Source organism: Flavobacterium sp. HJJ (assembly GCF_015351475.1).
In the GTDB taxonomy this organism is placed as follows: domain Bacteria; phylum Bacteroidota; class Bacteroidia; order Flavobacteriales; family Flavobacteriaceae; genus Flavobacterium; species Flavobacterium marginilacus.
In genome coordinates this window covers 106,988-132,229 of the sequence record NZ_JADKPR010000007.1, presented here as the reverse complement: position 1 = coordinate 132,229, position 25,242 = coordinate 106,988, and the positions used below count along the sequence as shown (strand labels likewise).

The window sequence follows — 25,242 nt, the reverse complement described above, 5'->3', positions numbered from 1 at the left end:
GAATGAAAAATACATTAGTCGTACTTTTTTTAGGATGTGCTGTTTTGGGTTATGCTCAAAAAAAGAGCACCAAAAATGCGGTAAAAATTAAACCTAAAACCGAATTTGTTGCCGAGCTATTATCCAAAATGACTTTGGAGGAAAAGCTGGGCCAATTAAATTTGCCAACTTCGGGAGATATAACCACCGGTCAGGCCAATAGCTCTGATGTTGCAAAAAAAATCGAAGAAGGCAAGGTCGGTGGATTATTTAATATCAAATCGGTACAGAAAATTAAAGAAGTGCAAAAGATAGCTGTTGAAAAAAGCCGTTTGAAAATTCCTTTGATTTTTGGTATGGATGTCATTCACGGATACGAAACTACTTTCCCGATTCCGCTTGGATTGTCTTGCACTTGGGACATGAATTTAATTGAAAGAAGCGCCCAGATTGCAGCTCAGGAAGCGAGTGCTGACGGAATCAATTGGACTTTTTCGCCTATGGTTGATATTTCCCGCGATCCGCGCTGGGGAAGAATTTCCGAAGGTTCCGGTGAAGATCCATATTTAGGAAGTCAAATTGCCAAAGCGATGGTAAATGGATATCAGCAGCATGACCTTTCGAAGAACAATACAATCTTGGCATGTGTGAAGCATTTTGCATTGTATGGCGCGCCCGAAGCAGGACGTGACTACAATACAGTTGATATGAGCCATATTCGGATGTTCAATGATTATTTTCCTCCTTACAAGGCTGCTGTCGATGCTGGAGTAGGATCGGTTATGGCATCTTTCAATGAAGTGGATGGAATTCCTGCAACCGGAAATAAATGGTTAATGACAGATGTTTTAAGAAAACAATGGGGCTTCAAAGGTTTTGTCGTGACTGATTTTACAGGTATTCCCGAAATGATAGCGCATGGTATGGGCGATCTGCAGACTGTATCGGCTATGTCTTTGAATGCTGGAGTCGAAATGGATATGGTAGGCGAAGGATTCCTGACTACTCTGAAAAAATCTTTGGACGAAAAGAAAGTTACTATAGAGCAGATCAATAATGCGGTAACCTTAATTCTGAATGCAAAATACGATTTAGGATTATTTGAAGATCCTTATAGATATTGTGATGACAAAAGAGCAAAAACTGAAATTTTTACCGCTTCAAGCAGAGATGAAGCTCGAAAAACAGCAGCGCAGTCATTGGTTCTGCTAAAAAACCAAAATCAGTTACTGCCTCTGAAAAAATCGGGAACTATTGCGCTTATTGGTCCATTGGCGGATGCCAAAAACAATATGTCAGGAACTTGGAGTGTGGCGACAAACGGCGACAAATGCATTTCATTATTAGCAGGAATCCAGGAAGTGGCTGGGAAATCTGCTAAAGTGTTATATGCCAAAGGAAGCAATCTCGATTATGATGAAACTTTTGAGACCAATGCAACGATGTTTGGCAAAACCTTAAACAGAGATAAACGTTCCAAAGAAGAAATGTTAGCGGAGGCTCTAAAGGCTGCAAACCAAGCCGATGTCATTGTGGCAGCATTAGGAGAATCTGCAGAGATGAGCGGCGAAAGCAGCAGCCGAACCAATCTGGAAATTCCGCAGGCGCAGAAAGATTTATTGAATGAATTACTGAAAACAGGAAAGCCTGTAGTACTTGTTTTGTTTGATGGACGACCATTAGTTTTAAATGATGAAAATGCCACAGTTCCAGCAATTTTGAATGTTTGGTTCGCTGGCAGTGAAGCTGGTTATGCCATCGCCGATGTTTTATTTGGTGATGTAAATCCTTCGGGAAAATTAACTGCAACTTTTCCAAGAAGCGTTGGTCAGGTGCCAATTTATTATGCGCATAAAAATACAGGAAGACCTTTATCGAATACAGAGGGCAAATTCGAAAAATTCAGATCGAATTATTTAGATGAAAGAAACGAACCTTTATTCTCTTTTGGTTACGGATTAAGTTATACCAATTTTGAGTATTCAAACCCGAAAATTTCATCGGATAAAATGAATGCTGACGGAAAAGTAACTGTGAGTATAGAAGTTGCCAATACTGGAAATTATGATGGGAAAGAAACGGTTCAATTGTACATTAGAGATGTTGTAGGATCGGTAACAAGACCCGTTAGAGAACTTAAAGCATTCCAGAAAATAACTCTTAAAAAAGGAGAAAAACAAACCGTATCATTTGATATCACTATAGAAGATTTAAAATTCTATAATTCGGATTTAAAATTTGCTGCTGAACCTGGACAGTTTGAAGTTTTCGTTGGAGGAAACTCAAATGCAGATCATAAGGTAAGTTTTAATTTAGTTAATTAAGTTGGTTAGTAGTTTGGTCTGCCCTTCGTTTTTGGTTAGACGAAGGGCTTTTTTTTCAATTATTATTTAGGATAAAATATTTTAAATTCTTCCAAACTTGATTGTTTCAGATTGATTGCCGTGTGAGGATAATGTCATTAATAAGGCTTTAATTTATTCTCGCAGAGACGCGAACGCGCAAAGTTAAGATGGTTTTTTGAGTCTTAGCGTCTTTGCGAGAATATATTTGGACAAATTTTAGTTTCAAAAGAAAAATTATCTAAACCTTAAATCATTTAATATAAATAGAACAAAAATGTATAAACTGTATTCGATAACGCTTTTGTTTTTTTTGATTGGTTTTACAGCCAGTACAGAAGCTCAAAATAATGCCGTTGGCGGAAAAACAGACTGGTTTGATCCTAGTAAACCGGCTACAACTTATTGTAATCCGATAAATATTGGTTACAATTATACCACTCAAAATCACAATGGTATTCCGGAGTCCCGCCGTTCAAGCGCCGATCCTGTGATCATTACTTACAAGGGAGATTATTATCTGTTTGCCACCAATCAGGCTGGATTTTTCTGGAGTAAAGACATGTCAGACTGGAAATTTGTCTATGGCAGTTTTCAGCGGAATCCGGGTGATGATGACCAGTGCGCACCTGCCGCCTGGGTTGTAAATGATACGTTATTCTATGTAGGTTCGACCTGGAAAAAAGATCATCCGGTTTGGAAAACAGCAGATCCAAAATCAGGACGATGGACAAGACATGTAAACACGGCAATGCTGCCAACATGGGATCCTGCAATTTTTCAGGATGATGATAAAAAAGTCTACATGTATTATGGATCCAGCGGAAAACTGCCTCTTGTTGGTGTTGAGGTAGATTATAAAACCTGGCTTCCAAAAGGAAATCAGGCGGATTATGCAAAATTATATACCGCAACTGAAGTCGAAGATATTCAGAAACCGTATGGACAGGCAAAAGCAGTTGTAGGTCTAGATCCGGCAATGCATGGCTGGGAACGTTTTGGTCCTAATAATGATATGGAGCCAGCACCTTGGGGAAATTTTATTGAAGGTGCGTGGATGACCAAACACAATGGAAAATATTATATGCAGTATGGCGCTCCCGCAACTGAATTTAAAGGCTATGCCAATGGTGTTCATGTAGGAGATAATCCTTTGGGGCCATTTATTTACCAAAAACATAATCCGATGTCGTATAAGCCTGGAGGTTTTGTAATTGGTGCCGGACACGGAAATACTTTTGCCGATAATTATGGGAATTACTGGAATACGGGAACTTGTAAAATCTCTATAAAAGACCGTTTCGAACGCAGAATTGATATGTTCCCAGCTGGATTTGACAAAGATGATGTTATGTATTCTATAACATCCTATGGTGATTTTCCAATCGTACTCCCCACAGGACAGCGTGACCATACAAAGGGAGCTTCTTCGGGCTGGATGCTGCTTTCGTACAAAAAGCCGGTGACAGTTTCTTCTTCAGAAGAATGTAAGGAGGTCGAAACACATCGAATGGATAATGGAGATAAAAAAGTATTTGAAAAAATCTGTTACGACGCTTCGAATGTTACCGATGAAAATATCCAGACCTATTGGTCGGCTATGACAGCGAATACGGGTGAGTGGCTACAGCTAGATTTTGGCAGAAAAATGGAAATCAACGCGCTGCAGATCAATTATGCTGATCATAAAGCGACTCAGTATAATAAAGCGATGGATATTTACTATCAGTATAAAATCTATATGTCTGATGATGCACAAAACTGGACATTGGTAATTGATAAATCAAGAAACGATAAAGATGTTCCTCACGATTATGTAGAACTGACAAAATCGATTACCGCACGTTATATCAAAATGGTCAATATTCATAATGCTTCAGGACTGTTTGCAGTTTCGGATTTTAGAGTTTTTGGAAATGGATTGCAGGAAAAACCAAAACCTGTCTCTGATTTTAAAGTAAAAAGAAATAAAACCGATTCCCGCAACGCTATCATTTCATGGAAAAAACAGACTGATGCCGTTGGTTATACTATCTATTACGGAATTGCCCCTGATAAATTATACAACAGTATTATGGTTTATGATGATAGCACTTATGATTTTAGAGGACTAGATAAAGGGACGCGTTATTATTTTTCGATTGAAGCTTTTAATGAAAATGGTATTGGATTAAAAAATAAGATTATTGAGATTAAATAATTTCTGATTTAGAGAAAAGTCTTGGAGAAATTCCTTTTGGTTGTTTAGAATTTTGTTTCTTTGCTTTAAGTCAGGAAATGATTTTTAATAACTTAAAAGAGGAATAATTACCATGAAAAAAACAATTCTTTTAACTGCTTTAGTTTTAAATGGGTTGATGTCATTTGCACAGTCAAATGATGAAAAAAACATTAAGCTATTTTATAAAAAAGCCTTAACCGAATCCAAATGTTATTCTTGGCTGAAGTATTTATCTAATGATATTGGAAGCCGTTTGTCTGGATCTTCCAATGCTGCAGCAGCTGTTGAATATACAAAATCACAATTAGAAGGACTTGGGCTAGATAAAGTTTATCTGCAGGAAGTAATGGTGCCTCATTGGGTACGCGGTGAAAAAGAAACTGCATACATTTTAGATAATAAAATTAAAACTGCTGTTCCAATATGTGCTTTAGGCGGTTCTATTGCAACGGCAAAGACTGGTCTTACTACTGAGATTGTTGAAGTGCAGGGTATTAAAGATCTAGAGGCATTAGGAGATAAAATAAAAGGCAAAATTGTGTTTTTTAACAGACCGATGAATCCTGAAAATATTGAAACTTTTATGTCATATGGAGCATGTGTGGATCAAAGATTTGCCGGCGCAAAAGAAGCTGCAAAATTTGGTGCAGTAGGTGCAATCGTGCGTTCAATGAATCTACGTTTAGATGATTTTCCGCATACTGGAGCTCAAAGTTATGGTGACCTGCCAAAAGAAAAATACATTCCTACAGCAGCAATAAGTACAAACGGAGCTGAATTATTGAGTGAGTCATTAAAAAAAAATCCAGCATTAAAGTTTTATTTCAAACAATCATGCGAGACATTGCCTGATGTGTTGTCATATAACGTAATTGGAGAATTGACAGGAACAGAGCATCCAGAAAATATTATGGTTGTTGGCGGACATCTTGATTCTTGGGACTTGGCAGATGGCTCTCATGATGATGGTGCAGGAGTGGTGCAGAGTATGGAGGTAATCGGTATTCTGAAAAACATAAATTATAAGCCAAAAAACACCATTCGTGTAGTGCTGTTTATGAATGAAGAAAATGGTGGAAAAGGCGGTGCCAAATATGAAGAAGCGGCTAAGCAAAAGAATGAAAATCATATTTTCGCTCTAGAAAGTGATTCTGGCGGTTTTACTCCAAGAGGTTTTTCTATTGAGTCTGATGAGGCTAATGTGAAAAAGATACAGGGATTTAAAGAACTGTTTGAACCTTATTTGGTACATAGCTTTACAATTGGCCACGCTGGATCAGATATCGGGCATTTAACATCTAAAAAAATTGTCAAAGCAGGATTAAAGCCAGATTCTCAGCGTTATTTTGATTACCATCATGCTGCAAATGATAAGTTTGATGCAATTAATAAACGAGAGTTAGAACTTGGTGCAGCGACTATGACATCACTTATTTATTTGATAGATCAAAAAGGTATAGAATAATTTTAATGATTATAATTTAATGACAGCCTGCACAGAATTAATTCTTGCAGGTTTTTTGTTTAAAGTTACTATTAGAGATACTGGAATAGTTAATAATTAAAATACTAATTTTGTCATAAATAAATGTAAAAACCCAAATTTTTCAGACATACTTACTTTTTATTGCACAAAATAAATCCTATTTTAGCGTTCCATTAAAAAAGTAAAAAGATGATTACTGAAGAGCAGTTTCAAAACGAACTGAAAGTATTGATTGCAAATGCTATTAGAGAAGATGTAGGACCTGGAGATTATAGTTCATTGGCCTGTATTCCAGAAAGTGCAATGGGCAAAGCCAAATTACTGGTGAAAGAAGACGGTATTATTGCCGGCGTAGCTTTTGCAAAAATGATATTTGAATATGTGGATCCAAATATGCAGATTGAAACCTTCATTCAGGATGGAACTCCAGTCAAAAAAGGTGACGTGGTTTTTCATGTTTCAGGAAGTTCGCAGTCGATTTTAAAGTCCGAGAGAGTGGTGCTGAATTCGATGCAGAGAATGAGTGCCATTGCTACCAAAACAAATAGTTATGTACAGCTGTTAGAAGGAACAGATACCAAAATATTGGATACAAGAAAAACCACTCCTGGATTTCGTGTTGCCGAGAAATGGGCAGTAACAATCGGAGGCGGAGAAAATCATCGATTTGCTTTGTATGATATGGTAATGCTAAAGGATAATCACATTGATTTTGCCGGAGGAATTACATTGGCAATAGCCAAAACAAAAGCTTATTTAAAAGAAAACAACTTAGACTTAAAAATTATCGTTGAAGCCAGAGATCTTTCTGAAATTGAAGAAATTTTAAAAAGTGACGGCGTACACAGAATCTTGATCGATAATTTCAATTATGAAGATACCCGCACTGCTGTAGCTTTAATTGGTAACAAATGCCAAACGGAATCTTCTGGAAATATCAATGAAACAACAATGCGCAATTACGCAGAATGCGGTGTGAATTATATTTCTTCGGGTGCATTGACACATTCTGTTTATAATATGGATTTAAGTTTGAAAGCGATTTAGGGTTATGACGTTTAAGATCGAGGCAAAAATCGAAAAAATCCCAATTATCAGAAATCTGATGCATATCTTGAAGAAGATTAAAATGCCTGGTTTGGGAGGCTTTTCTTTTTATGATTTATTAGAATTGTATTTTGAAGGAATCATCGATGGAGCATTTTCTTATCATGCCAGTGCGGTTGCTTTTAGCTTTTTTATGGCGCTGTTTCCATTTGCCTTATTTATTTTAAACTTAATACCTTACATTCCTATTGAAGGTTTTCAGGAGGATTTTCTACAATTTGTTAAGGAAGGAGTGCCTCCAAATACCTTTGATGCAATAGCTAATATTGTAAACGATATTCTTAATAACAGTCATACAGGATTAGTGTCTTCGGGATTTTTTCTATCTATTTTCCTGATGGCTAATGGTATAAATGGAATTCTTGGCGGATTCGAATCTTCCCGTCATGTTTTGGAAAAAAGAGGTTTTCTGAACCAGTATTTTGTTGCCTTAGGAATTTCATTACTGCTTTCTATTCTCTTGCTTTTAACAGTCGCAATTATTGTGGTTTTTGAGGTTCTAATTCAAAGTACAGCGATACAGGATGTGTTGAGTGACCGCATTCCGCTGATTATTTTAGGAAGATATATTTTTGTAATATTAATGATATTGATCACATCTTCTGTTTTATTGCGATACGGAACCAAGCAGTCACATAAACCGCCATTCATTAGTGTTGGCTCGGTTTTTACTACAGTGCTTATAGTTATTTCATCCTATTTTTTCGGAATCTGGGTGCTGCGGTTTTCAAAATATAATGAATTGTACGGTTCGATCGGGACATTGTTGATTATGATGTTTTATATCTGGATTAACTGTATGATTTTATTATTAGGGTTTGAATTGAATGCAACGATTCGTAAATTAAAAAAGAGCAGATCGGAGAATTAAAGTTGGAGTATAACTGTTATTGTTTAAATGTAATTTTGTATTCTTGCGAAGAGTAATTCGAGGAGTTAATTTCGAATAATAAAATTTTTGCTTCAATAATTTAATAAAAAATGAAAAAAAGTATCGTATTTGGTTTGGTTTTGTGTTTTTTAATGATTTTTAATGCTCAGGGACAGACGGTTTTAGGGAAATGGAAAACTATCGATGACGAGACAGGTCAGGCCAAATCAATTGTTGAAATTTACGAAAAATCAGGAAAAATCTACGGAAAAATTATTGACATAATAAATCCGCAAAAGAGAAAAGACCTTTGCTTAAAATGTTCCGGTGAAGATAAAAATGCTCCAATTTTAGGATTGATAATTATAAAAGGCCTTGTGAAAGATGGGGATGAATATAATGACGGAAAAATTTTGGATCCTTTAAAAGGGGAAGAGTATAAATGTTTCATTACACTTGAAGGAAAAGATAAACTAAAAGTTAGAGGTTTTATTGGTGTTTCTTTATTTGGAAGAACTCAATATTGGACGAGAGTTAAGAATTAATTTTAAATATATAGAATGCGAATAGCAACATCAATAATTGTATTCTTCAGCATACTGTCGCATAGTTTTGGACAAGCTAAAAATTCGCCATTGCAAATAAGTCATCTCACAGGTGACTTTTATGTTTATAAAACTTTTCATGACTATAAGGGAACTCTGATTTCTGCAAATGCAATGTATCTGGTTACAGATAAAGGTGTTGTTTTATTTGATGCTCCTTGGGATCCAGCCCAGTTTCAGCCTTTGTTGGATAGTATAAAATCAAGATATAAAAAAGAGGTTGTAATGTATTTTGCAACGCATTCTCATGAAGATCGTGCAGGTGGTTTTGAGTTTTACAGGAAAAAAGGAATCAAAACATATTCAATTAAAGCAACTGATGAAATTCTTAAAAAGGAGAATAAAATAAGAGCCGAATTTGTGATTCCGAATGACAGTATTTTTGAAGTCGGAGAATATAAATTTGAAGTGTATTTTCCTGGCAAGGGTCATGCCCCAGATAATATTGTAGTCTGGTTTGACAAAGAAAAAGTGCTTTATGGTGGATGTTTTGTTAAAAGCACTGAAGCAAAAGATTTAGGCTATTTGGGAGATGCTGATGTTAATGAGTGGGAAAACTCCATTAAAAAAGCACAATCAAAATTTAGCGCTCCAAAATATAGTATTCCAGGACATGATGATTGGACAGATATAGAGTCTTTGAACCATACCCTGAAAATGGTTCAGGAATATAAAAATAAAAAAACATCTGATAAATTAAATAAAAAGTAAATTTACAGACTATAAAATCTTTACATGCATTTCGTAGAAGTTGTTTTACCGCTTTCTCTTGCCAAGACTTTTACATACAGAGTTTCGGAGGCTGAATTTCTTTTCATAAAAAAGGGGATGAGGGTTACGGTACCTTTTGGAAAAAACAAAATCTACACGGCTTTGGTTATTGAAATTCACAATAACACACCGGCTTTATACGAGGCCAAGGAAATTCATCAGATTTTAGATACTGCACCTTTAGTTACAGAATTTCAAATCAATCATTGGCTGTGGATTGCTGATTATTATATGTGTGCCATAGGTGATGTGTATCGCAATGCCATGCCAAGCGCCTTGTTATTGGAAAGTGAAACACTGATAACAAGTAAAAGTGATTCTATTGTTGATGAAACCCAGCTTTCCGATGATGAATATTTAATCTATGAAGCCTTACAGCAACAGAGTTCACTAAAAATACAGGATATTATTTCGATTTTGAATAAGAAGAATATTTTTCCTGTTATTCAAAAACTGATTGATAAAAATGTTCTGGTGCTTCAGGAAGAACTGCAGGAAACATACAAGCCAAAATTGGTTCGATATGTGAGATTACATTCGAAATACGATTCTAATGACGGGTTAAAAGACCTGCTTGAAATTTTAAAAAGTGCCAATAAACAAAAGGAAATAGTTCTAAATTATTTCCAATTAAGCGCTTCCGAAAAAAAGCCGATTACTGTTAAAAAATTGGTAGAAACTGCTCAATCTTCTCCCGCAATTGTAAAGGCATTGGTCGAAAAAGAAATTTTGGAAGAGTATTACCTGCAGGAAGACCGAATCAATTTTTCTGGTAAAGGGAGGGAAGATGAACTGCAGTTGAGTTCAGACCAGCAAAAAGCTTTTGAATCCATAAAAGAAAATTTTAAAGAAAAAGCAGTCTGCCTTTTGCACGGAATTACTTCTAGCGGGAAAACTGAGATTTATATCAAGCTTATAGAAGAATATTTAGCAACAGGAAAACAGGTACTTTATTTGTTGCCGGAAATTGTTTTGACAGCTCAATTGGTTTCCAGAATCAGAGCTCATTTTGGAAATAAAGTGGCTGTTTTTCATTCGAAATATAGTAATAACGAAAGGGTAGAAGTCTGGAATCAGGTTTTATTGAATGCACCAAAAGCTCAGATTGTAATTGGTGCCAGATCAGCCTTGTTTCTGCCTTTTTATGATTTAGGATTTATAATTATAGACGAAGAGCATGAGCAGACTTTTAAACAGTCAGATCCTGCGCCTCGTTTTCATGCCCGTGATTCTGCCATTGTTTTGGCAAATGCTCACAAGGCGAAAGTACTTTTAGGTTCGGCGACACCAAGTCTTGAGACGTATTATAATGCTAAATCGGGTAAGTTTGGATTTGTCGAAATAATGAAGCGTTTTGGAAATTCAAGTCTGCCTGAAGTTTTGCTGGTAGATTTGAAAGATAAGTATTTCCGAAAAAAAATGAACGGTCATTTTAGTGATCTTTTGATAGAAGAAATTATAACGTCTTTGTCTTTTGGGGAGCAGGTAATTTTGTTTCAAAACAGAAGGGGGTATTCACCTATTATAGAATGCATTACCTGCGGACATGTTCCTCATTGTCAGTCCTGCGATGTGAGTTTGACCTATCATAAACATAAAAATCAATTGCGTTGTCATTATTGCGGGTATTCAATCGCAAATCCAACGCATTGTCACGCTTGCCATAGTGTAGATTTAACTACAAAAGGTTTAGGAACTGAACAGATAGAACAGGAACTGATTACTATTTTTCCAAATGCCAAAATCGGAAGAATGGATCAGGATACAACGCGTGGGAAATTTGGTTTCGAAAAAATAATTGACAGCTTTAAGAATCGGGAGTTTGATATTTTGGTAGGAACCCAAATGCTTGCCAAAGGTCTGGATTTTGATAATGTGAATTTGGTTGGAATCATGAATGCAGATACAATGCTGTATCATCCGGATTTCAGGGCTTTCGAAAGAAGTTTCCAAATGATGACCCAAGTGGCGGGACGTGCTGGACGCTCTGATAAAAAAGGGAAAGTTATTATTCAGACCTATAATCCAAATCATAATACTATTCAGCAGGTTACGCACTCCAATTATATAGGAATGTATAATGAGCAATTGTATGACAGGCAGATATATAAGTATCCGCCATATTTCAGAATTATAAAACTGACTTTGAAGCAGCGTGATTTTGATAAACTGAAAGAAGGATCTATGTGGCTGTATCAAGTAATTAGTCAAAACCTTGCGATGCCTGTTTTAGGTCCCGAAGAACCGGCAATCAACAGAATCCGAAACGAATATATAAGGACTATAATTATAAAAATACCTCAAAATACTTCTATTGTAGGTACAAAAAAAACTATTCAGAAAATACTAAATAGTTTTGAAGCGGTTTCACAATACAGGTCTATTAAAGTAACCGTAAATGTGGATTTTTATTAAGGTATGGTTTTATGAATAAGCAAGAGCTTTTACTAGATCTTCTTTCTTATTTCTGCTCAAAGGAATTTTTGTAACTCCAATTTCTGCAAATTTGCTGTTGAAACGGTCAATTTTGTCAATGTTTACAATATAAGATTTGTGTACCCTGATAAATTTGTCCTTTGATAAATCATTTTCAAAAGATTTCATTGTAGAAAGTACCAGATTGCTGTCATCTTCGGTCACTACTTTTACATAATCGCCAAAAGCTTCAATCCATTTGATTTTGGAAGTGAATATCTTTAGTTTTTTTAGATTACTTTTAATAAAAATATGCTCTCCTTCATCCTCTTTGTTTTCTTTTTTAAGAAGAAAGTGGTCAATTGCTCTGCGGACAGAAGCGTTAAAGCGTTCAATAGAAATTGGCTTTTGCAGATAATCAGTAGCATCATAATCAAATGCCTTCATTGCGTATTCTGCTTTTGAAGTAATGAAAATAATCTGAGGCTTGGTTTTTAAACCATCAAGAAAATCAAAACCGCTGATTACAGGCATTTCAATATCAAGAAATATCAAATCTACAGTATGAACGGTCATGCAGCTTTTGGCTTCAATTGCATTCGAAAAATCTCCGATTAGGTTTAAGTTGGTATGATTATTAACTAGTTTTGCAATAATCATTCTTTGTATTGAACTATCATCAACAACAACACAGTTTAGTTTCATAGTATTAAGTTTTTGATTCGGTGGAGTAAAAATAGTTTTTTTTTTCAATTAATTTTAAAAATTCAATTTTTTTTTCTCCGTTCATCGATTATAGTTAATTTGTGCTTGCTAGTTCGAAAAAAAAGATTACTTTTGCACCCAATTTAACAAATAAATAAATTTTTTATGAATCATTATGAAACTGTTTTCATTTTAAATCCCGTTTTATCTGAGGTTCAGGTAAAGGAAACAGTAAGCAAATTTGAAGATTTTCTTACTAGTAGAGGAGCTGAAATGGTATCTAAAGAAGACTGGGGTCTTAAAAAGATGGCTTACGAAATCCAAAACAAGAAAAGCGGATTTTATCATTTATTCGAATTCAAAGTTGCTGGAGAAGTTCTTGTTGCTTTTGAAACTGAATTCAGACGTGACGAAAGAGTTATGCGTTTCTTAACTGTAAGTCTTGACAAACATGCTATCTCTTGGGCTGAAAGAAGAAGAGCAAAACTTAAATCTCAAAAAGCTTAATTATCATGGCAACATTACAACAATCTGCTTCAGGAAAAAAAGACGGGGATATCAGATATCTTACGCCTTTGAACATAGAAACGAACAAAACTAAAAAGTATTGCCGTTTCAAAAAATCAGGTATCAAATATATCGATTATAAAGATGCTGATTTCTTATTGAAATTCGTTAATGAGCAAGGAAAAATTCTTCCTCGCCGTTTAACAGGAACTTCATTAAAATACCAAAGAAAAGTGTCTGTAGCTGTAAAAAGAGCTCGTCACTTAGCTTTAATGCCATACGTGGCCGATTTATTAAAATAATTAAAAATTAATAGTTGTTGGTTTTCATTATAATGGAACCTAACTTCTCAAACAAAGGACAACAACATGGAACTTATTTTAAGAAAAGACGTTCAGAATTTAGGATTTAAAGATGATGTAGTAACTGTAAAAAACGGATACGGTCGTAACTTTTTAATCCCACAAGGATTTGCTCATTTAGCTACTTCTTCTGCAAAGAAAGTATTGGCTGAAAACCTTAAACAAAGAGCTCACAAAGAAGCTAAAATCGTTGCTGATGCAAAAGCATTAGCTGAAGCTTTGAAAGCTATCGAAATTAAAATTTCTGCAAAAGCAGGTGGTGAAAAATTATTTGGATCTATCACAAACATTGATATCGCTGCAGCTTTAGCTAACGCAGGTCAAGAAATTGATAGAAAGTTTATCACTTCCGGTATTGTTAAACGTACTGGTAAATATACTGCTTCTGTAAGATTACACAGAGATGTAATCGTTGAATTAGCATATGAAATTGTTGCTGAAAAAGCATAATTTTTAAATGTATATATTGAAATCCCGATGAAAGTCGGGATTTTTTTGTTTGATGTCATTGCGAGGAACGAAGCAATCTCATCTTTAATTCTTAATAAATAGGAACGAGATTGCTTCGTTTCTCGCAATGACTATGAAATACACGAGACTTACAAAAGAACAATTTGAAGAGTTAACGCAGGAGTTTACTAATTTTTTAGCGGCTCAGGCAATTGATAAGGCTGAATGGGATCAAATCAAAACGGATAAACCAGAAGTTGCTGAGCAGGAACTGGATGTTTTTTCAGATTTGGTTTGGGAAGGCGTTTTGACCAGGGCAACTTATTTGGAGTTTTTCTCTAAAAATCATATTTTCTTGTTTCATTGTTTTGATACCTATGTAAAATCAATTGTTTTAAAATCTTTGGTTCCTGATGTAGATTTCTTGACCAAAGAAGGTTTGCAGTGGTTGAGTGATAATATGTTCACGGAAACTATCGAAATGAAAGTAGGTAGAAAAGAATTTACTGAAGAACGTAATCTTTCTATTTTTCAATTAATTCAGCAGGGATCTATTTTGAGTGACGGACAATTATATAATCAAATTAATACAATTATTGAATCATAAATTTGATTTTTAAACTTTAAAATGGTTATTTTGGTAGATTATTAAATCGACTAGAATAGCCATTTTTTTTGTTTATGAATATACAGGATACCATTCAAACGCTCAGGGAAGAACTCAATCTTCACAATCATAATTATTATGTGCTGGATAATCCAACATTATCTGATTATGAGTTTGATATGAAATTAAAACAACTTCAGGATTTAGAAAATAAACATCCTGAATTTTTTGACGAAAACTCGCCAACACAGAGAATTGGAGGTGCAATTACTAAAAATTTTAAGACTGTAAAACACGAACATAGAATGTATTCTTTGGATAACTCGTATTCTAAAGAAGATTTGCTTGATTGGGAAAATCGAGTCCAAAAAGTTTTGGGAAATGTTCCGCTTGAATATACATGCGAACTAAAATATGATGGAGCTTCAATCAGTATTACTTATGAAAATGGAAAATTAAAGCGTGCTGTTACCCGAGGCGACGGTTTTCAGGGAGATGATGTTACCAATAATATTAAAACTATTAAAGCGATTCCTTTGCAGTTGAAAGGTGAAGGATATCCTTCTAAATTTGATATTCGTGGTGAAATTATTTTACCATTGGCTGAATTTGAAAAGATGAATCAAGAACTGATAGAAATTGGCGAAACTCCTTATTCTAACCCGAGAAATACTGCTTCTGGAAGTTTAAAATTACAAGATAGTGCTGAAGTTGATAAAAGACGATTAAGTTGTTTGTTGTATTTTTTAGCTGGAGCTAGTAATATGTGCTGGTCTTCTCAACATGAAGCTTTAGAATGTGCTAAAAATTGGGGGTTTAAAGTTCCTGATAAAGAGAAGTATCAGTATAAATTTGCTTCTGGAATGGAGGAGGTTTTTGAGTTTATAGATTATTGGGATACTCATCGTCATAATTTACCGTATGAAACGGATGGAGTTGTAATAAAAGTTGATAAATGTTATTATCAAGATGAATTAGGCTATACTGCAAAATCTCCACGCTGGGCCATTGCTTATAAATTTAAGTCAGAACAAGTTTCAACAAAATTAAATTCCATTTCTTACCAAGTGGGTAGAACTGGTTCCATTACGCCAGTTGCGAATCTTGAGCCGGTACAATTGGCAGGGACAATTGTAAAGCGTGCTTCACTGCACAATGCAGATCAAATTGAAAAATTAGACATCAGAATAAATGATACTGTTTTTGTAGAAAAAGGCGGAGAAATTATTCCGAAAATTATTGCGGTAGATTTAGATATGCGCCCAGGAAATTCAGAAGCTACAAAATACATCACCCATTGCCCGGAATGCGAAACTGAGTTGGTTCGCAGTGAAGGAGAAGCGAATCATTACTGCCCTAATTTTTATGGCTGTCCTCCGCAGATTATTGGAAGAATTCAGCATTATATTTCGCGAAAAGCGATGGATATTGAAGGTCTTGGAGGCGAAACGGTTGCCTTGCTTTATAAAAATGATTTAGTTCATAACTATGCTGATCTGTATGAATTAAAAGTTGATGATATTCTGCATTTAGAGCGAATGGCACAAAAATCGGCTGAGAATCTGGTGAATGGTGTTGAAAAATCAAAGGAAATACCGTTTGAGAGTGTTTTATTTGCACTCGGAATACGTTTTGTTGGAGAAACGGTTGCCAAGAAACTGGCGAAGCATTATAAAAGTATTGATGCATTACAGCAGGCGACCCTTATGGATTTGATTCTGGTTGATGAAATTGGCGAACGAATTGCCAAAAGTGTAATCGAGTTTTTTGAGAACGAAGAGAATAAAAAAATAATTGAACGATTAAAAAGTTATGGCGTGCAATTTGAGATTGTCGAAAAGGTAAATCCAAATGCGACCGAGAAATTCCTAGGAAAGATATTTGTGGTTTCGGGTGTTTTTTCGACTTATTCAAGAGACGAACTTAAAAAGGTTATTGAAGATAATGGAGGAAAAGTAGGAAGCTCTATATCGGCCAAAACTGATTTTGTTGTTGCCGGGGATAATATGGGGCCTGCTAAGCTGGAGAAAGCAACTAAGTTAAACGTTTCAATAATTTCAGAAGATAAATTTATAGAAATGATAAATGAAAGTTAGTACTCCGTCACTGATATTGTATTTTGTAACTTCAGCATTGGTTATACTGTTTAAGTTATTGGATTGTGAAGGTTTAGTTTTGTGTGGTAAATCAATTATAGTCCCCTCTTTGTTTATTTATTATTTTGTGTCTAATAATTACAGGATTACTTTTGTTAAAGGACTGATATTTTTGCTGCTTTTTCTGAGAGATGTTTTTGTTACGCTTAATATCAGTGAATCTGCAATGGGGTCTTTTTTATGTGTCTTGGCTGTTTATGTTTTGCTTTTGTATTTAGCGCAAAAAGAATTTAAATATTTGAAGTTTAGTTATAAAGACAGTTTTTCTGTCTCTATTTTGATTCTTGGAATTAGTGTTATTTGTTATTCCGTTTTAAACTTAGAACTCGAAAATTTAGAACTTGATTTTTCATTGTATGTTTTTTTTGGAATAATTTTGAGTGTTTTGAGTATTATTTCAATCATAAACTATATCAAAATTGGGAGTTATGCTTTCTTTAATAGTATGTTAATGTGTATTTGTTTTATAATTACGGATATTTTTTTTATTATATATAAATTTTATTTTTTTAATTATGTCTTTACTTTTGTTAGTTTAATTACTCAGTTTTTATCGTATTTCTTTATGGCAAGCTATTTATTAGAGAAAGATAAAGGAATTGAAGAATTAAACGGCTATTGATTTTCTTTGTTAATGGAAATGAAATAATCAATTCGTCCTTGATTGATTCCGTCTTTATTTCCTTATTTGCCAAAATTCTTTTTATTGCTGATTTTTATTGCATATGGTAAAGTAAAAAGCAGATGATTTCGTTGCTTAATTTTTTCGGAGTGCTTGAAATAATAAAAAACAATGTTAAGAATATAACAAAAAGTTTTAAAAAACCACTGTAGTTTTTTAAATTTGCCATCTTAAATTGACTTAAATAATTAAATTTGTAATCTTGTAAAAGTGCTATGATTTTAAATTATATAAAGAGCTTTTTATTGAAAAAAACCTTAAAAAAGCAGCTGCTGAATGTTAAAGAAGAATCTTTAAGTTCGCCAGCAGTGAGAGTTGGTTTAATTGTAGATGAAAGCCATTTTTTAGAAACTGATGCATTAAAGCAGGAAATTATTCAAAACGGAATTGTTGAGGATAATATCAAAATTGTTGTCTATCGCGATAGTTTGAAAAACAAAGAAGTATATTTTTATTCAACATTTAGTTTGAAAGATCTAAATCTAAAATGCGAATTTACAGATAAGGGAATTAATGAATTTATTTCAGATGAATTTGATTTATTAATTAGTTATTATAATGAGGAAAAGCCATTTTTACTGCTTTTAACGAATAATTCTAAAGCAAAATTTAAGGCTGGTTTTTCGACTGTAGATAAAAGGCTGAATCATTTGCTGGTAAATATAGCACCGGAAAATTATAAAGGTTTTACTGAGGAGTTATTTCGATACTTAAAAATATTAAACAAAATATAATTTAAATTATGCAATCATTAATAGGAACAGGAGTTGCCTTAGTAACACCGTTTAAAAACGATTTTACCATTGATGTAGAAGCTTTAAAATCAATTGTTAACTTTTCAATATACGGTGGGATTGAATATCTTGTTGTGCTTGGTACTACTGCCGAAAATGCTACATTGTCAGCAGAAGAAAAGGAACTTGTTATAGCTACGGTAATTGAAGTGAATGCAGGCAGATTGCCGTTAGTTCTAGGGGTAGGAGGGAATAATACATTAAAGGTTGTTGAGGAACTGCGTACAAGAGATTTATCTGCTTTTGATGCTGTTTTATCTGTTTCACCATATTATAATAAGCCAAGTCAGGAAGGTATATATCAGCATTTCAAGGCCGTTTCTGAAGCCTCTCCGATTCCTGTGATTTTATACAATGTGCCGGGAAGGACTTCCAGCAATATGCTTCCGTCAACTGTTATTAGATTGGCAAATGATTTCGAAAATATTGTTGCTATAAAAGAAGCAGCTGGAGATATCGTTCAGGCGATGCAGCTTATAAAAGATAAACCTAAAGATTTCTTAGTGATTTCAGGGGATGATATGATTGCGCTTCCAATTGTTTTGGCGGGCGGATCAGGAGTTATTTCTGTTATCGGACAAGGCTTTCCGAAAGAATTTTCCGAAATGATCCGATTAGGACTGAATAGAAAAGTTGATGACGCTTATAAACTTCAGTATTTATTAGCTGACTGTATAGATATGATTTTTGAGCAGGGGAATCCAGCTGGAATCAAAGAAGTATTTAAAATTCTCGGTCTTTCAGAGAACGTACTGCGTTTGCCATTAGTTCCTGTAGATGAATCACTTTCTGGCAGATTGGAGCTATTTGTGAAAAAAATGGTAAAAAATTCTTAAAATCTGCTCCGTTTTTTTAACTAAAGAAATATTTTGTAATAGCTAAATTAATAACTAAATTTGCTACCTAACTTTGGTGGCTTTTACTGCGTATATACTAAGCAATAAAATTAAAATCAGTGAATGAAATGAAAAAAATAATATCTGTATTGCTTGTTGTTTTGTTTTTTAGTTCTTGTGGTGAGTATCAACAGGCCTTAAAAAAAGAAGACGTAGCTCTAAAGTTTGATGTAGGAACAAAAATGTATGATGCAGGTAAATATTCAAAAGCAATACGTCTTTTTGAGCAGCTGGCACCATCTTACAGAGGAAAACCGCAAGGTGAAAAGCTTTTTTATATGTATGCGCAGTCTTTGTATAAAACAAAGCAGTATTATTTAGCAGGATATCAGTATGACAGTTTTAATTCAGGGTATCCAAAGAGTGAAAAAGCTGAAGAGTGTTCTTTTTTAGGAGCTAAAAGTTATGCAATGCTTTCTCCGGTTTACACTATAGATCAGACAGATACTTTTAAAGCAATTGAAAAGATTCAGGGATTTATTGACCGTTATCCTAATTCACAATATGCAGCTGAAGCAAATGCAATATCAAAAAAGCTGAATGAAAAGATTGAGCGTAAAGTGTATGAAAATGCATATGAATATTATAAAATTTCTAATTACAAATCAGCGTTAATTGCTTTTGATAATTTTATTGCAGATTATCCAGGTACTTCTTATAAAGAAAAGGCATTGTATTATAAATTAGATGCAGCTTATTTATTGGCAATAAACAGTGTTATTATAAAAAAACAGGACAGATTGGTTACAGCAAAAAACTGTTATAACAATCTGATTAAATTCAAACCAACTACTGAATACAAAAGCAAAGCAGACGAAAAGTTAGCCGAGATTGATGTTGAATTACAAAAATTTAATAAATAAATAAAGTCATGGATTTAAAAAAGACAAATGCTCCGGTAAATACAATAACTTACAACAAAACAGTTATTGAAGAACCTACTGGAAATGTGTATGAGGCGATAACAATTATGGCTAAAAGAGCAAATCAGATTAATTCTGAAATTAAAAAAGAATTGACTGAGAAATTAGAGGAATTTGCTACTTACAATGATAGTTTAGAAGAAGTTTTTGAAAATAAAGAGCAAATTGAAGTTTCTAAATTTTACGAAAAACTGCCAAAACCACACGCTTTAGCTGTTCAGGAATGGTTAGATGGCAAAATTTATCACAGAGATTCAAATAAATAATATATACTAATGTCAGTTTTAAGCGGAAAAAAGATTTTGCTGGGTATTACTGGTGGAATTGCTGCTTATAAAACGGCTTCATTAGTTAGACTCTTCATAAAAGCAGGTGCACATGTCCAAGTGATAATGACACCTGCTTCTAAGGATTTTATAACTCCTCTTACCTTATCTACCTTATCTAAAAACCCTGTTTTTTCGGAATTTTATAATTCAGATGAAAAAAATGAACAGTGGAATAATCACGTAGAATTAGGTCTTTGGGCTGATATTATGGTTATTGCCCCAGCTACTGCCAATACGTTATCAAAAATGGCAAACGGGTTATGTGATAATCTCTTACTTGCCTGTTACTTATCTGCTAAATGTCCTGTTTATTTTGCACCAGCAATGGATTTGGACATGTATATTCATCCTTCTACTGCTGAAAGTTTTGCAGCATTAAAAGCTTTTGGAAATACAATGATTCCTGCCGAGAATGGGGAATTAGCCAGTGGTTTATCTGGTGAAGGCCGAATGGCAGAACCTGAAAACATTGTGTCGTTTTTAGAAGCTGATCTTGAAAGTAAACTGCCTTTAAAAGGAAAAAAAATACTCATTACTGCTGGACCCACATACGAAGCGATCGATCCTGTGCGTTTTATTGGAAACCATTCTTCAGGAAAGATGGGATTTGATATTGCTCAGAGCGCTGCAAATTTAGGCGCATCAGTAATATTGATTTCGGGGCCTACACATTGCTGGATTAATAATCCTTTGGTTCAAGTTGTTCGAGTGGTTTCTGCTCAGGAAATGTATGATGCATGCCATTTGTACTATCAGGATATGGATGTTGCTGTTGCCGCAGCTGCAGTTGCTGATTACAAACCCAAAAATATAGCTAATCAGAAAATAAAAAAGGCTGCTGATGATTTTACAATAGAGCTTGAAAAAACCAAAGATATTTTAGCTTCATTTGGTGAATTCAAGAAAAAACAATTTCTAATTGGTTTTGCTTTAGAAACAGAAAATGAAATTGAGAATGCTAAAGCAAAAATTCAGAAAAAAAACTTAGATTTGATAGTTTTAAATTCGCTGCAGGATGAAGGAGCTGGTTTTGGTAAACCCACTAATAAAGTTACTTTTATCGATAAAGATTTTCATATTGAACCTTTAGAATTAAAATCTAAAGAAGCTGTAGCTGATGATATTTTGAATAAAGTAATAGCGCATTTTTATGATTAGATTTGTCTTATTTTTATTTTTAGGGTGTGGGTTTTTTATTCAGGCCCAGCAGCTGAATTGTACAGTAACGTTAAATACCCAGAAAATAAGTAATTCAAATCAGCAGGTTTTTAAGACTTTACAAACTGCCATAAATGAATTTGTAAATAAAACTGATTGGACAGGGCAGGCACTTCCGCAGAAAGAAAAGATAAACTGTTCAATGTATATTACGATTTCCAGTTACGGTTCAGATCAGTTTGTTGCAAATATTCAGGTACAGTCTTCAAGAAATATTTATAATTCTACTTATTCATCTCCGGTGTTGAATATAAATGATAAAGATTTTACTTTTAATTATACCGAATTTGAAAATTTGAATTTTATACCTACAAGTTACAGTTCTAATTTGGTTTCAGTTTTGTCGTTTTATTCGTATATAATATTAGGAATGGATGCTGATACTTTTGTTCCTTTCATTGGTGACCGTTACTTTAAAGAAGCACTTAACATTGCTAATTTGGCACAGCAAGGAGGCTATAAAGGCTGGAATCAGTCGGATGGTGTAACTAGCCGGTATTTTTTGATTTATGATTTATTATCTCCTACTTATGCTGATATCAGACAGTCTAGCTCACAATATTATTCTGGATTAGATATAATGAGCCAAGATCTAAAAAAGGCTAAAGAAACTATTAAAGGTTCTCTAATCAACTTGGCCAAGCTGAATGAAACCAAACCCAATTCTTATTTACTGCGTATTTTTATGGATTCAAAATCAGATGAGATTGTATCTGTTTTTACAGGAGGACCGAGTATTACCATCACAGATATGGTAGATAGTTTAAACAGAACCTCTCCATCAAATTCAAATAAATGGCAGTCATTAAAATATTAGTCATTTTGTAATTTCTTTTTCAAATAACCATCTTTACTTATAAATTTAATTAATGATAACTTCACTAGCTATAAAAAACTATGCGTTAATTGAGAAATTAACAATCGATTTTTCGAAAGGTTTTTCGATAATTACTGGAGAAACGGGTGCTGGTAAATCGATAATATTAGGCGCTTTAGGTTTGGCTTTAGGAAAACGTGCCGATTTAACTTCGCTCAAAAATAAAGAAGAAAAATGTGTGATTGAAGCGCATTTTGAAATATCCAAATACAATCTGCGTCCTTTTTTTGATGCAAATGATTTGGATTATGAAGATGAAACTATTATCCGCAGAGAAATTCTGCCATCAGGAAAATCAAGAGCTTTTGTAAATGACAGCCCTGTTAATCTGCAGGAACTGCAGGAACTTGGTTTGTATTTAATAGATATTCATTCGCAGCAGCAAACTCAGGAATTGTCTGATGAAGCGGTACAATTTCAAATTATTGACGCAATTGCAAATAATTTGGAAATAATCAATTCATATCAATCAGAATTAAAAAAGTATAAAGCTGATAAAAGCAAGTTAAATGCTTTGATTAAAAGAAAAACCGAAGCATCAAAAGAACAGGAATACAATGCTTTTCTTTTGGAGGAACTCGCAGGAGCTAAATTAAAGTCTGGTGAGCAGGAAGTTCTCGAAGAAAATTTTGAACAGCTGAATAATGTTGAGATTATCAAAGAATCGCTTGATAAATCTTTAGCTATTGCTAATGAAGAACAGATTGGAGTTCTGCATAATTTGAATGAAATAAAAAATACAATTCATAAAATGGCTCCTTTTTCTGCAGATTACAGCTTACTGTATGAAAGGATTTCTAGTCTGAAAATTGAATTTGAAGATATAGCTGTTGAGTTAAACAGTCATTCTGAGAAATTAATCAATGATCCAGAGCAATTAAGCCTGGTTAGTCAAAAACTGCAGCTGATTTATAATCTGCAGAAAAAGCATCAGGTTACTACAGTTGATGAGTTAATTGCAGTTCAGAATACTCTGGAAAATTCAGTATTGGAACTAGGAAACATTGATGACGAAATTGCAAGATTAACTGTTTTAACTGACGATGCGACAAAGAATCTGGATCAAATATGTGAAACTATACATAAAAATAGGGTAGATGCTATTCCTGTTTTATCACAAAAACTGGTTGCTATTTTAGAAACGCTGGGTATGCCAAATGTGCGTTTTAATATGGAAATAACTAGTACTCCGACTTATTTTGAAAATGGTAAAGATGAACTGCAGTTTTTAATTTCGGCCAATAAAGGAACTGATTTTGGGCTGTTAAAAAAAGTGGCTTCAGGAGGTGAAATGTCAAGGATTATGCTGGCGGTTAAAGCAATTTTGGCGCAATATTCAAAACTGCCGACTTTGATTTTTGATGAAATTGACACGGGAGTTTCTGGGGAAATTGCCAATAAAATGGGGGAGATTATGAAAGAAATGAGTACGCAGATGCAAATATTTGCGATCACCCATCTGCCTCAGATAGCCGCTAAGGGAACAGAACATTTCAAAGTATTTAAATCTACTGTTGGCGAAGATACTCTTTCAGAATTGAAATTACTGACTGACGAGGAAAGAGTAGTGGAAATTGCACAAATGCTGTCAGGAACTGTCATTTCGGATTCTGCCTTAAATCATGCAAAAGCCTTGTTGAACTAAATAATTGGGCTATATTTGCCAATTAAATTTAAAAAAATAAGAACATTCAATCAATTTAAAGTATTGCAATATAAATTAACGTAAGAGTATTATGATTATAGAACCAAGAATGAGAGGATTTATTTGTTTAACTGCCCAGCCGAAGGGGAGCGAACAAAGTGTCAAAAATCAAATTGAATATGTAAAATCAAAAGGAGCTATAGCTGGAGCTAAGAAAGTATTGGTTGTAGGAGCTTCAACTGGTTTTGGTCTGGCTTCTAGAATAACCAGCGCTTTTGGTTCTGATGCTGCTACAATTGGTGTGTTTTTTGAAAAAGAACCTGCAGAAGGAAAGACTGCTTCTCCAGGCTGGTACAATTCAGCTGCTTTTGAAAATGAAGCTCATAAAGCTGGTTTGTATGCAAAAAGTATCAATGGTGATGCTTTTTCGAATGAAGTAAAAAGACAGACATTAGATCTTATTAAAGCTGATTTGGGTCAGGTTGATTTAATTATATATAGTCTTGCTTCGCCAGTACGTTTAAATCCAAATACAGGAGTTTTGCACCGTTCGGTTTTGAAACCAATCGGAAGTACTTTTACAAACAAAACAGTAGATTTTCATACTGGAAAAGTTTCAGATGTTTCTATTGAGCCATGTAATGAAGAAGATATTGCTAATACAGTTGCTGTTATGGGAGGTGAAGACTGGGCTATGTGGATTGAAGCTTTGAAAGCTGAAAATCTATTAGCTGAAGGAGCTGTAACTGTAGCTTATTCATATATTGGGCCATCATTGACTGAAGCTGTTTACAGAAAAGGAACAATTGGCCGTGCCAAAGATCACTTAGAAGCAACAGCATTTACAATTTCAGACAGTTTAGCAGACATTAACGGAAAAGCGTATGTTTCAGTAAACAAAGCGTTGGTAACTCAAGCTAGTTCTGCAATTCCGGTAATTCCACTGTATATTTCTTTATTGTATAAAATAATGAAGGAAAAAGGTATTCACGAAGGGTGTATCGAGCAGATTCAGCGTTTGTATCAGCAAAGACTATATACTGGAGAGCCAATGATTACTGATGAAAAAGGCAGAATCCGTATCGATGATTGGGAAATGCGTGAGGATGTTCAGTCACAAGTGGCTGCGCTTTGGGAGCAGGCAACAACTGATAATCTTGCCGAAATTGGAGATTTAGAAGGATACAGAAATGATTTCTATAACTTATTTGGGTTTGGTTTTGATGGAGTAGATTATAAAGCAGACACGAACGAATTAGTTAAGATTCCAAGTATATCTTAATTAGTAAATCAA

General features: G+C 34.3%; 23 protein-coding genes. 22 read left to right on the top strand and 1 reads right to left on the bottom strand.

Features of this window, described 5'->3' with window-relative positions:
• Positions 1 to 2: 2 nt before the first annotated feature.
• From bglX to priA, 8 genes are all read left to right on the top strand, one after another.
• Complete coding sequence (gene bglX / locus IRZ80_RS07895; RefSeq protein ID WP_194641011.1) at positions 3 to 2,303, top strand: beta-glucosidase BglX; 2,301 nt, start codon at positions 3 to 5, stop codon at positions 2,301 to 2,303.
• Between the two features lie 295 nt (positions 2,304 to 2,598).
• Positions 2,599 to 4,521, top strand: a complete 1,923-nt coding sequence (locus IRZ80_RS07890) for a family 43 glycosylhydrolase (protein ID WP_194641010.1) — start codon at positions 2,599 to 2,601, stop codon at positions 4,519 to 4,521.
• Positions 4,522 to 4,633: 112 nt separating this feature from the next.
• Positions 4,634 to 6,007 carry a M28 family peptidase gene (locus IRZ80_RS07885; RefSeq protein WP_194641009.1) on the top strand — a complete coding sequence of 458 codons (1,374 nt, stop codon included), beginning with the start codon at positions 4,634 to 4,636 and terminating at the stop codon, positions 6,005 to 6,007.
• A 210-nt stretch (positions 6,008 to 6,217) separates the two neighbouring features.
• Positions 6,218 to 7,075, top strand: coding sequence for a carboxylating nicotinate-nucleotide diphosphorylase (gene nadC / locus IRZ80_RS07880; protein ID WP_194641008.1), 858 nt, complete (start codon positions 6,218 to 6,220; stop codon positions 7,073 to 7,075).
• A gap of 4 nt (positions 7,076 to 7,079) precedes the next feature.
• Positions 7,080 to 8,006, top strand: a complete 927-nt coding sequence (locus IRZ80_RS07875) for a YihY/virulence factor BrkB family protein (protein ID WP_194641007.1) — start codon at positions 7,080 to 7,082, stop codon at positions 8,004 to 8,006.
• A 110-nt stretch (positions 8,007 to 8,116) separates the two neighbouring features.
• Positions 8,117 to 8,551, top strand: coding sequence for a DUF2147 domain-containing protein (locus tag IRZ80_RS07870; RefSeq protein ID WP_194641006.1), 435 nt, complete (start codon positions 8,117 to 8,119; stop codon positions 8,549 to 8,551).
• Positions 8,552 to 8,566: 15 nt separating this feature from the next.
• Entirely contained in the window at positions 8,567 to 9,322 is a 756-nt protein-coding gene (gene bla-B1-FLAV, locus IRZ80_RS07865; RefSeq protein WP_194641005.1) for a subclass B1 metallo-beta-lactamase, read from the top strand.
• A gap of 24 nt (positions 9,323 to 9,346) precedes the next feature.
• Positions 9,347 to 11,797 carry a primosomal protein N' gene (priA, locus tag IRZ80_RS07860; RefSeq protein WP_194641004.1) on the top strand — a complete coding sequence of 817 codons (2,451 nt, stop codon included), beginning with the start codon at positions 9,347 to 9,349 and terminating at the stop codon, positions 11,795 to 11,797.
• Positions 11,798 to 11,806: 9 nt separating this feature from the next.
• Here priA and IRZ80_RS07855 read toward each other — a convergent pair whose 3' ends face one another.
• Positions 11,807 to 12,502 carry a LytR/AlgR family response regulator transcription factor gene (locus tag IRZ80_RS07855; RefSeq protein WP_077370383.1) on the bottom strand — a complete coding sequence of 232 codons (696 nt, stop codon included), beginning with the start codon at positions 12,500 to 12,502 and terminating at the stop codon, positions 11,807 to 11,809.
• Between the two features lie 165 nt (positions 12,503 to 12,667).
• Between IRZ80_RS07855 and rpsF the strand changes: the two genes are divergently transcribed.
• The 14 genes from rpsF to fabV all read left to right on the top strand — a co-directional run bounded on the left by rpsF (position 12,668) and on the right by fabV (position 25,230).
• Complete coding sequence (gene rpsF, locus IRZ80_RS07850; RefSeq protein WP_035634940.1) at positions 12,668 to 13,009, top strand: 30S ribosomal protein S6; 342 nt, start codon at positions 12,668 to 12,670, stop codon at positions 13,007 to 13,009.
• 5 nt (positions 13,010 to 13,014) lie between these two features.
• A complete protein-coding gene (rpsR, locus tag IRZ80_RS07845) occupies positions 13,015 to 13,311 on the top strand; it encodes a 30S ribosomal protein S18 (protein WP_007138295.1) in 297 nt (98 codons plus the stop codon).
• 66 nt (positions 13,312 to 13,377) lie between these two features.
• Positions 13,378 to 13,821 (top strand): 50S ribosomal protein L9, encoded by a 444-nt coding sequence (gene rplI, locus IRZ80_RS07840; RefSeq protein ID WP_194641003.1) that lies wholly within the window; start codon positions 13,378 to 13,380, stop codon positions 13,819 to 13,821.
• Between the two features lie 133 nt (positions 13,822 to 13,954).
• Positions 13,955 to 14,428, top strand: a complete 474-nt coding sequence (locus IRZ80_RS07835) for a DUF6495 family protein (RefSeq protein ID WP_194641002.1) — start codon at positions 13,955 to 13,957, stop codon at positions 14,426 to 14,428.
• 74 nt (positions 14,429 to 14,502) lie between these two features.
• The gene (gene ligA / locus IRZ80_RS07830) at positions 14,503 to 16,524 is read left to right on the top strand and encodes an NAD-dependent DNA ligase LigA (protein WP_194641001.1); all 2,022 of its coding nucleotides are present in this window, start codon (positions 14,503 to 14,505) and stop codon (positions 16,522 to 16,524) included.
• Positions 16,514 to 17,206, top strand: a complete 693-nt coding sequence (locus tag IRZ80_RS07825; RefSeq protein ID WP_194641000.1) for a hypothetical protein — start codon at positions 16,514 to 16,516, stop codon at positions 17,204 to 17,206. Before ligA ends, IRZ80_RS07825 begins: the two co-directional genes overlap by 11 nt.
• 305 nt (positions 17,207 to 17,511) lie before the next feature.
• Positions 17,512 to 18,000 (top strand): DUF6913 domain-containing protein, encoded by a 489-nt coding sequence (locus IRZ80_RS07820; RefSeq protein WP_228520837.1) that lies wholly within the window; start codon positions 17,512 to 17,514, stop codon positions 17,998 to 18,000.
• 8 nt (positions 18,001 to 18,008) lie between these two features.
• Positions 18,009 to 18,896 (top strand): 4-hydroxy-tetrahydrodipicolinate synthase, encoded by an 888-nt coding sequence (gene dapA / locus IRZ80_RS07815; RefSeq protein WP_194640998.1) that lies wholly within the window; start codon positions 18,009 to 18,011, stop codon positions 18,894 to 18,896.
• Between the two features lie 128 nt (positions 18,897 to 19,024).
• Positions 19,025 to 19,819: an outer membrane protein assembly factor BamD gene (locus tag IRZ80_RS07810; RefSeq protein WP_194640997.1), complete on the top strand. Its 795-nt coding sequence runs from the start codon at positions 19,025 to 19,027 to the stop codon at positions 19,817 to 19,819.
• An 8-nt stretch (positions 19,820 to 19,827) separates the two neighbouring features.
• Entirely contained in the window at positions 19,828 to 20,145 is a 318-nt protein-coding gene (locus tag IRZ80_RS07805; RefSeq protein WP_026709525.1) for a DNA-directed RNA polymerase subunit omega, read from the top strand.
• Between the two features lie 9 nt (positions 20,146 to 20,154).
• Positions 20,155 to 21,366: a bifunctional phosphopantothenoylcysteine decarboxylase/phosphopantothenate--cysteine ligase CoaBC gene (coaBC, locus tag IRZ80_RS07800; protein WP_194640996.1), complete on the top strand. Its 1,212-nt coding sequence runs from the start codon at positions 20,155 to 20,157 to the stop codon at positions 21,364 to 21,366.
• Entirely contained in the window at positions 21,359 to 22,243 is an 885-nt protein-coding gene (locus tag IRZ80_RS07795; protein ID WP_194640995.1) for a DUF4835 family protein, read from the top strand. Before coaBC ends, IRZ80_RS07795 begins: the two co-directional genes overlap by 8 nt.
• Positions 22,244 to 22,295: 52 nt before the next feature.
• The gene (gene recN, locus IRZ80_RS07790; protein ID WP_194640994.1) at positions 22,296 to 23,948 is read left to right on the top strand and encodes a DNA repair protein RecN; all 1,653 of its coding nucleotides are present in this window, start codon (positions 22,296 to 22,298) and stop codon (positions 23,946 to 23,948) included.
• Positions 23,949 to 24,039: 91 nt separating this feature from the next.
• A complete protein-coding gene (gene fabV / locus IRZ80_RS07785; RefSeq protein ID WP_194640993.1) occupies positions 24,040 to 25,230 on the top strand; it encodes an enoyl-ACP reductase FabV in 1,191 nt (396 codons plus the stop codon).
• Positions 25,231 to 25,242 lie beyond the last annotated feature (12 nt).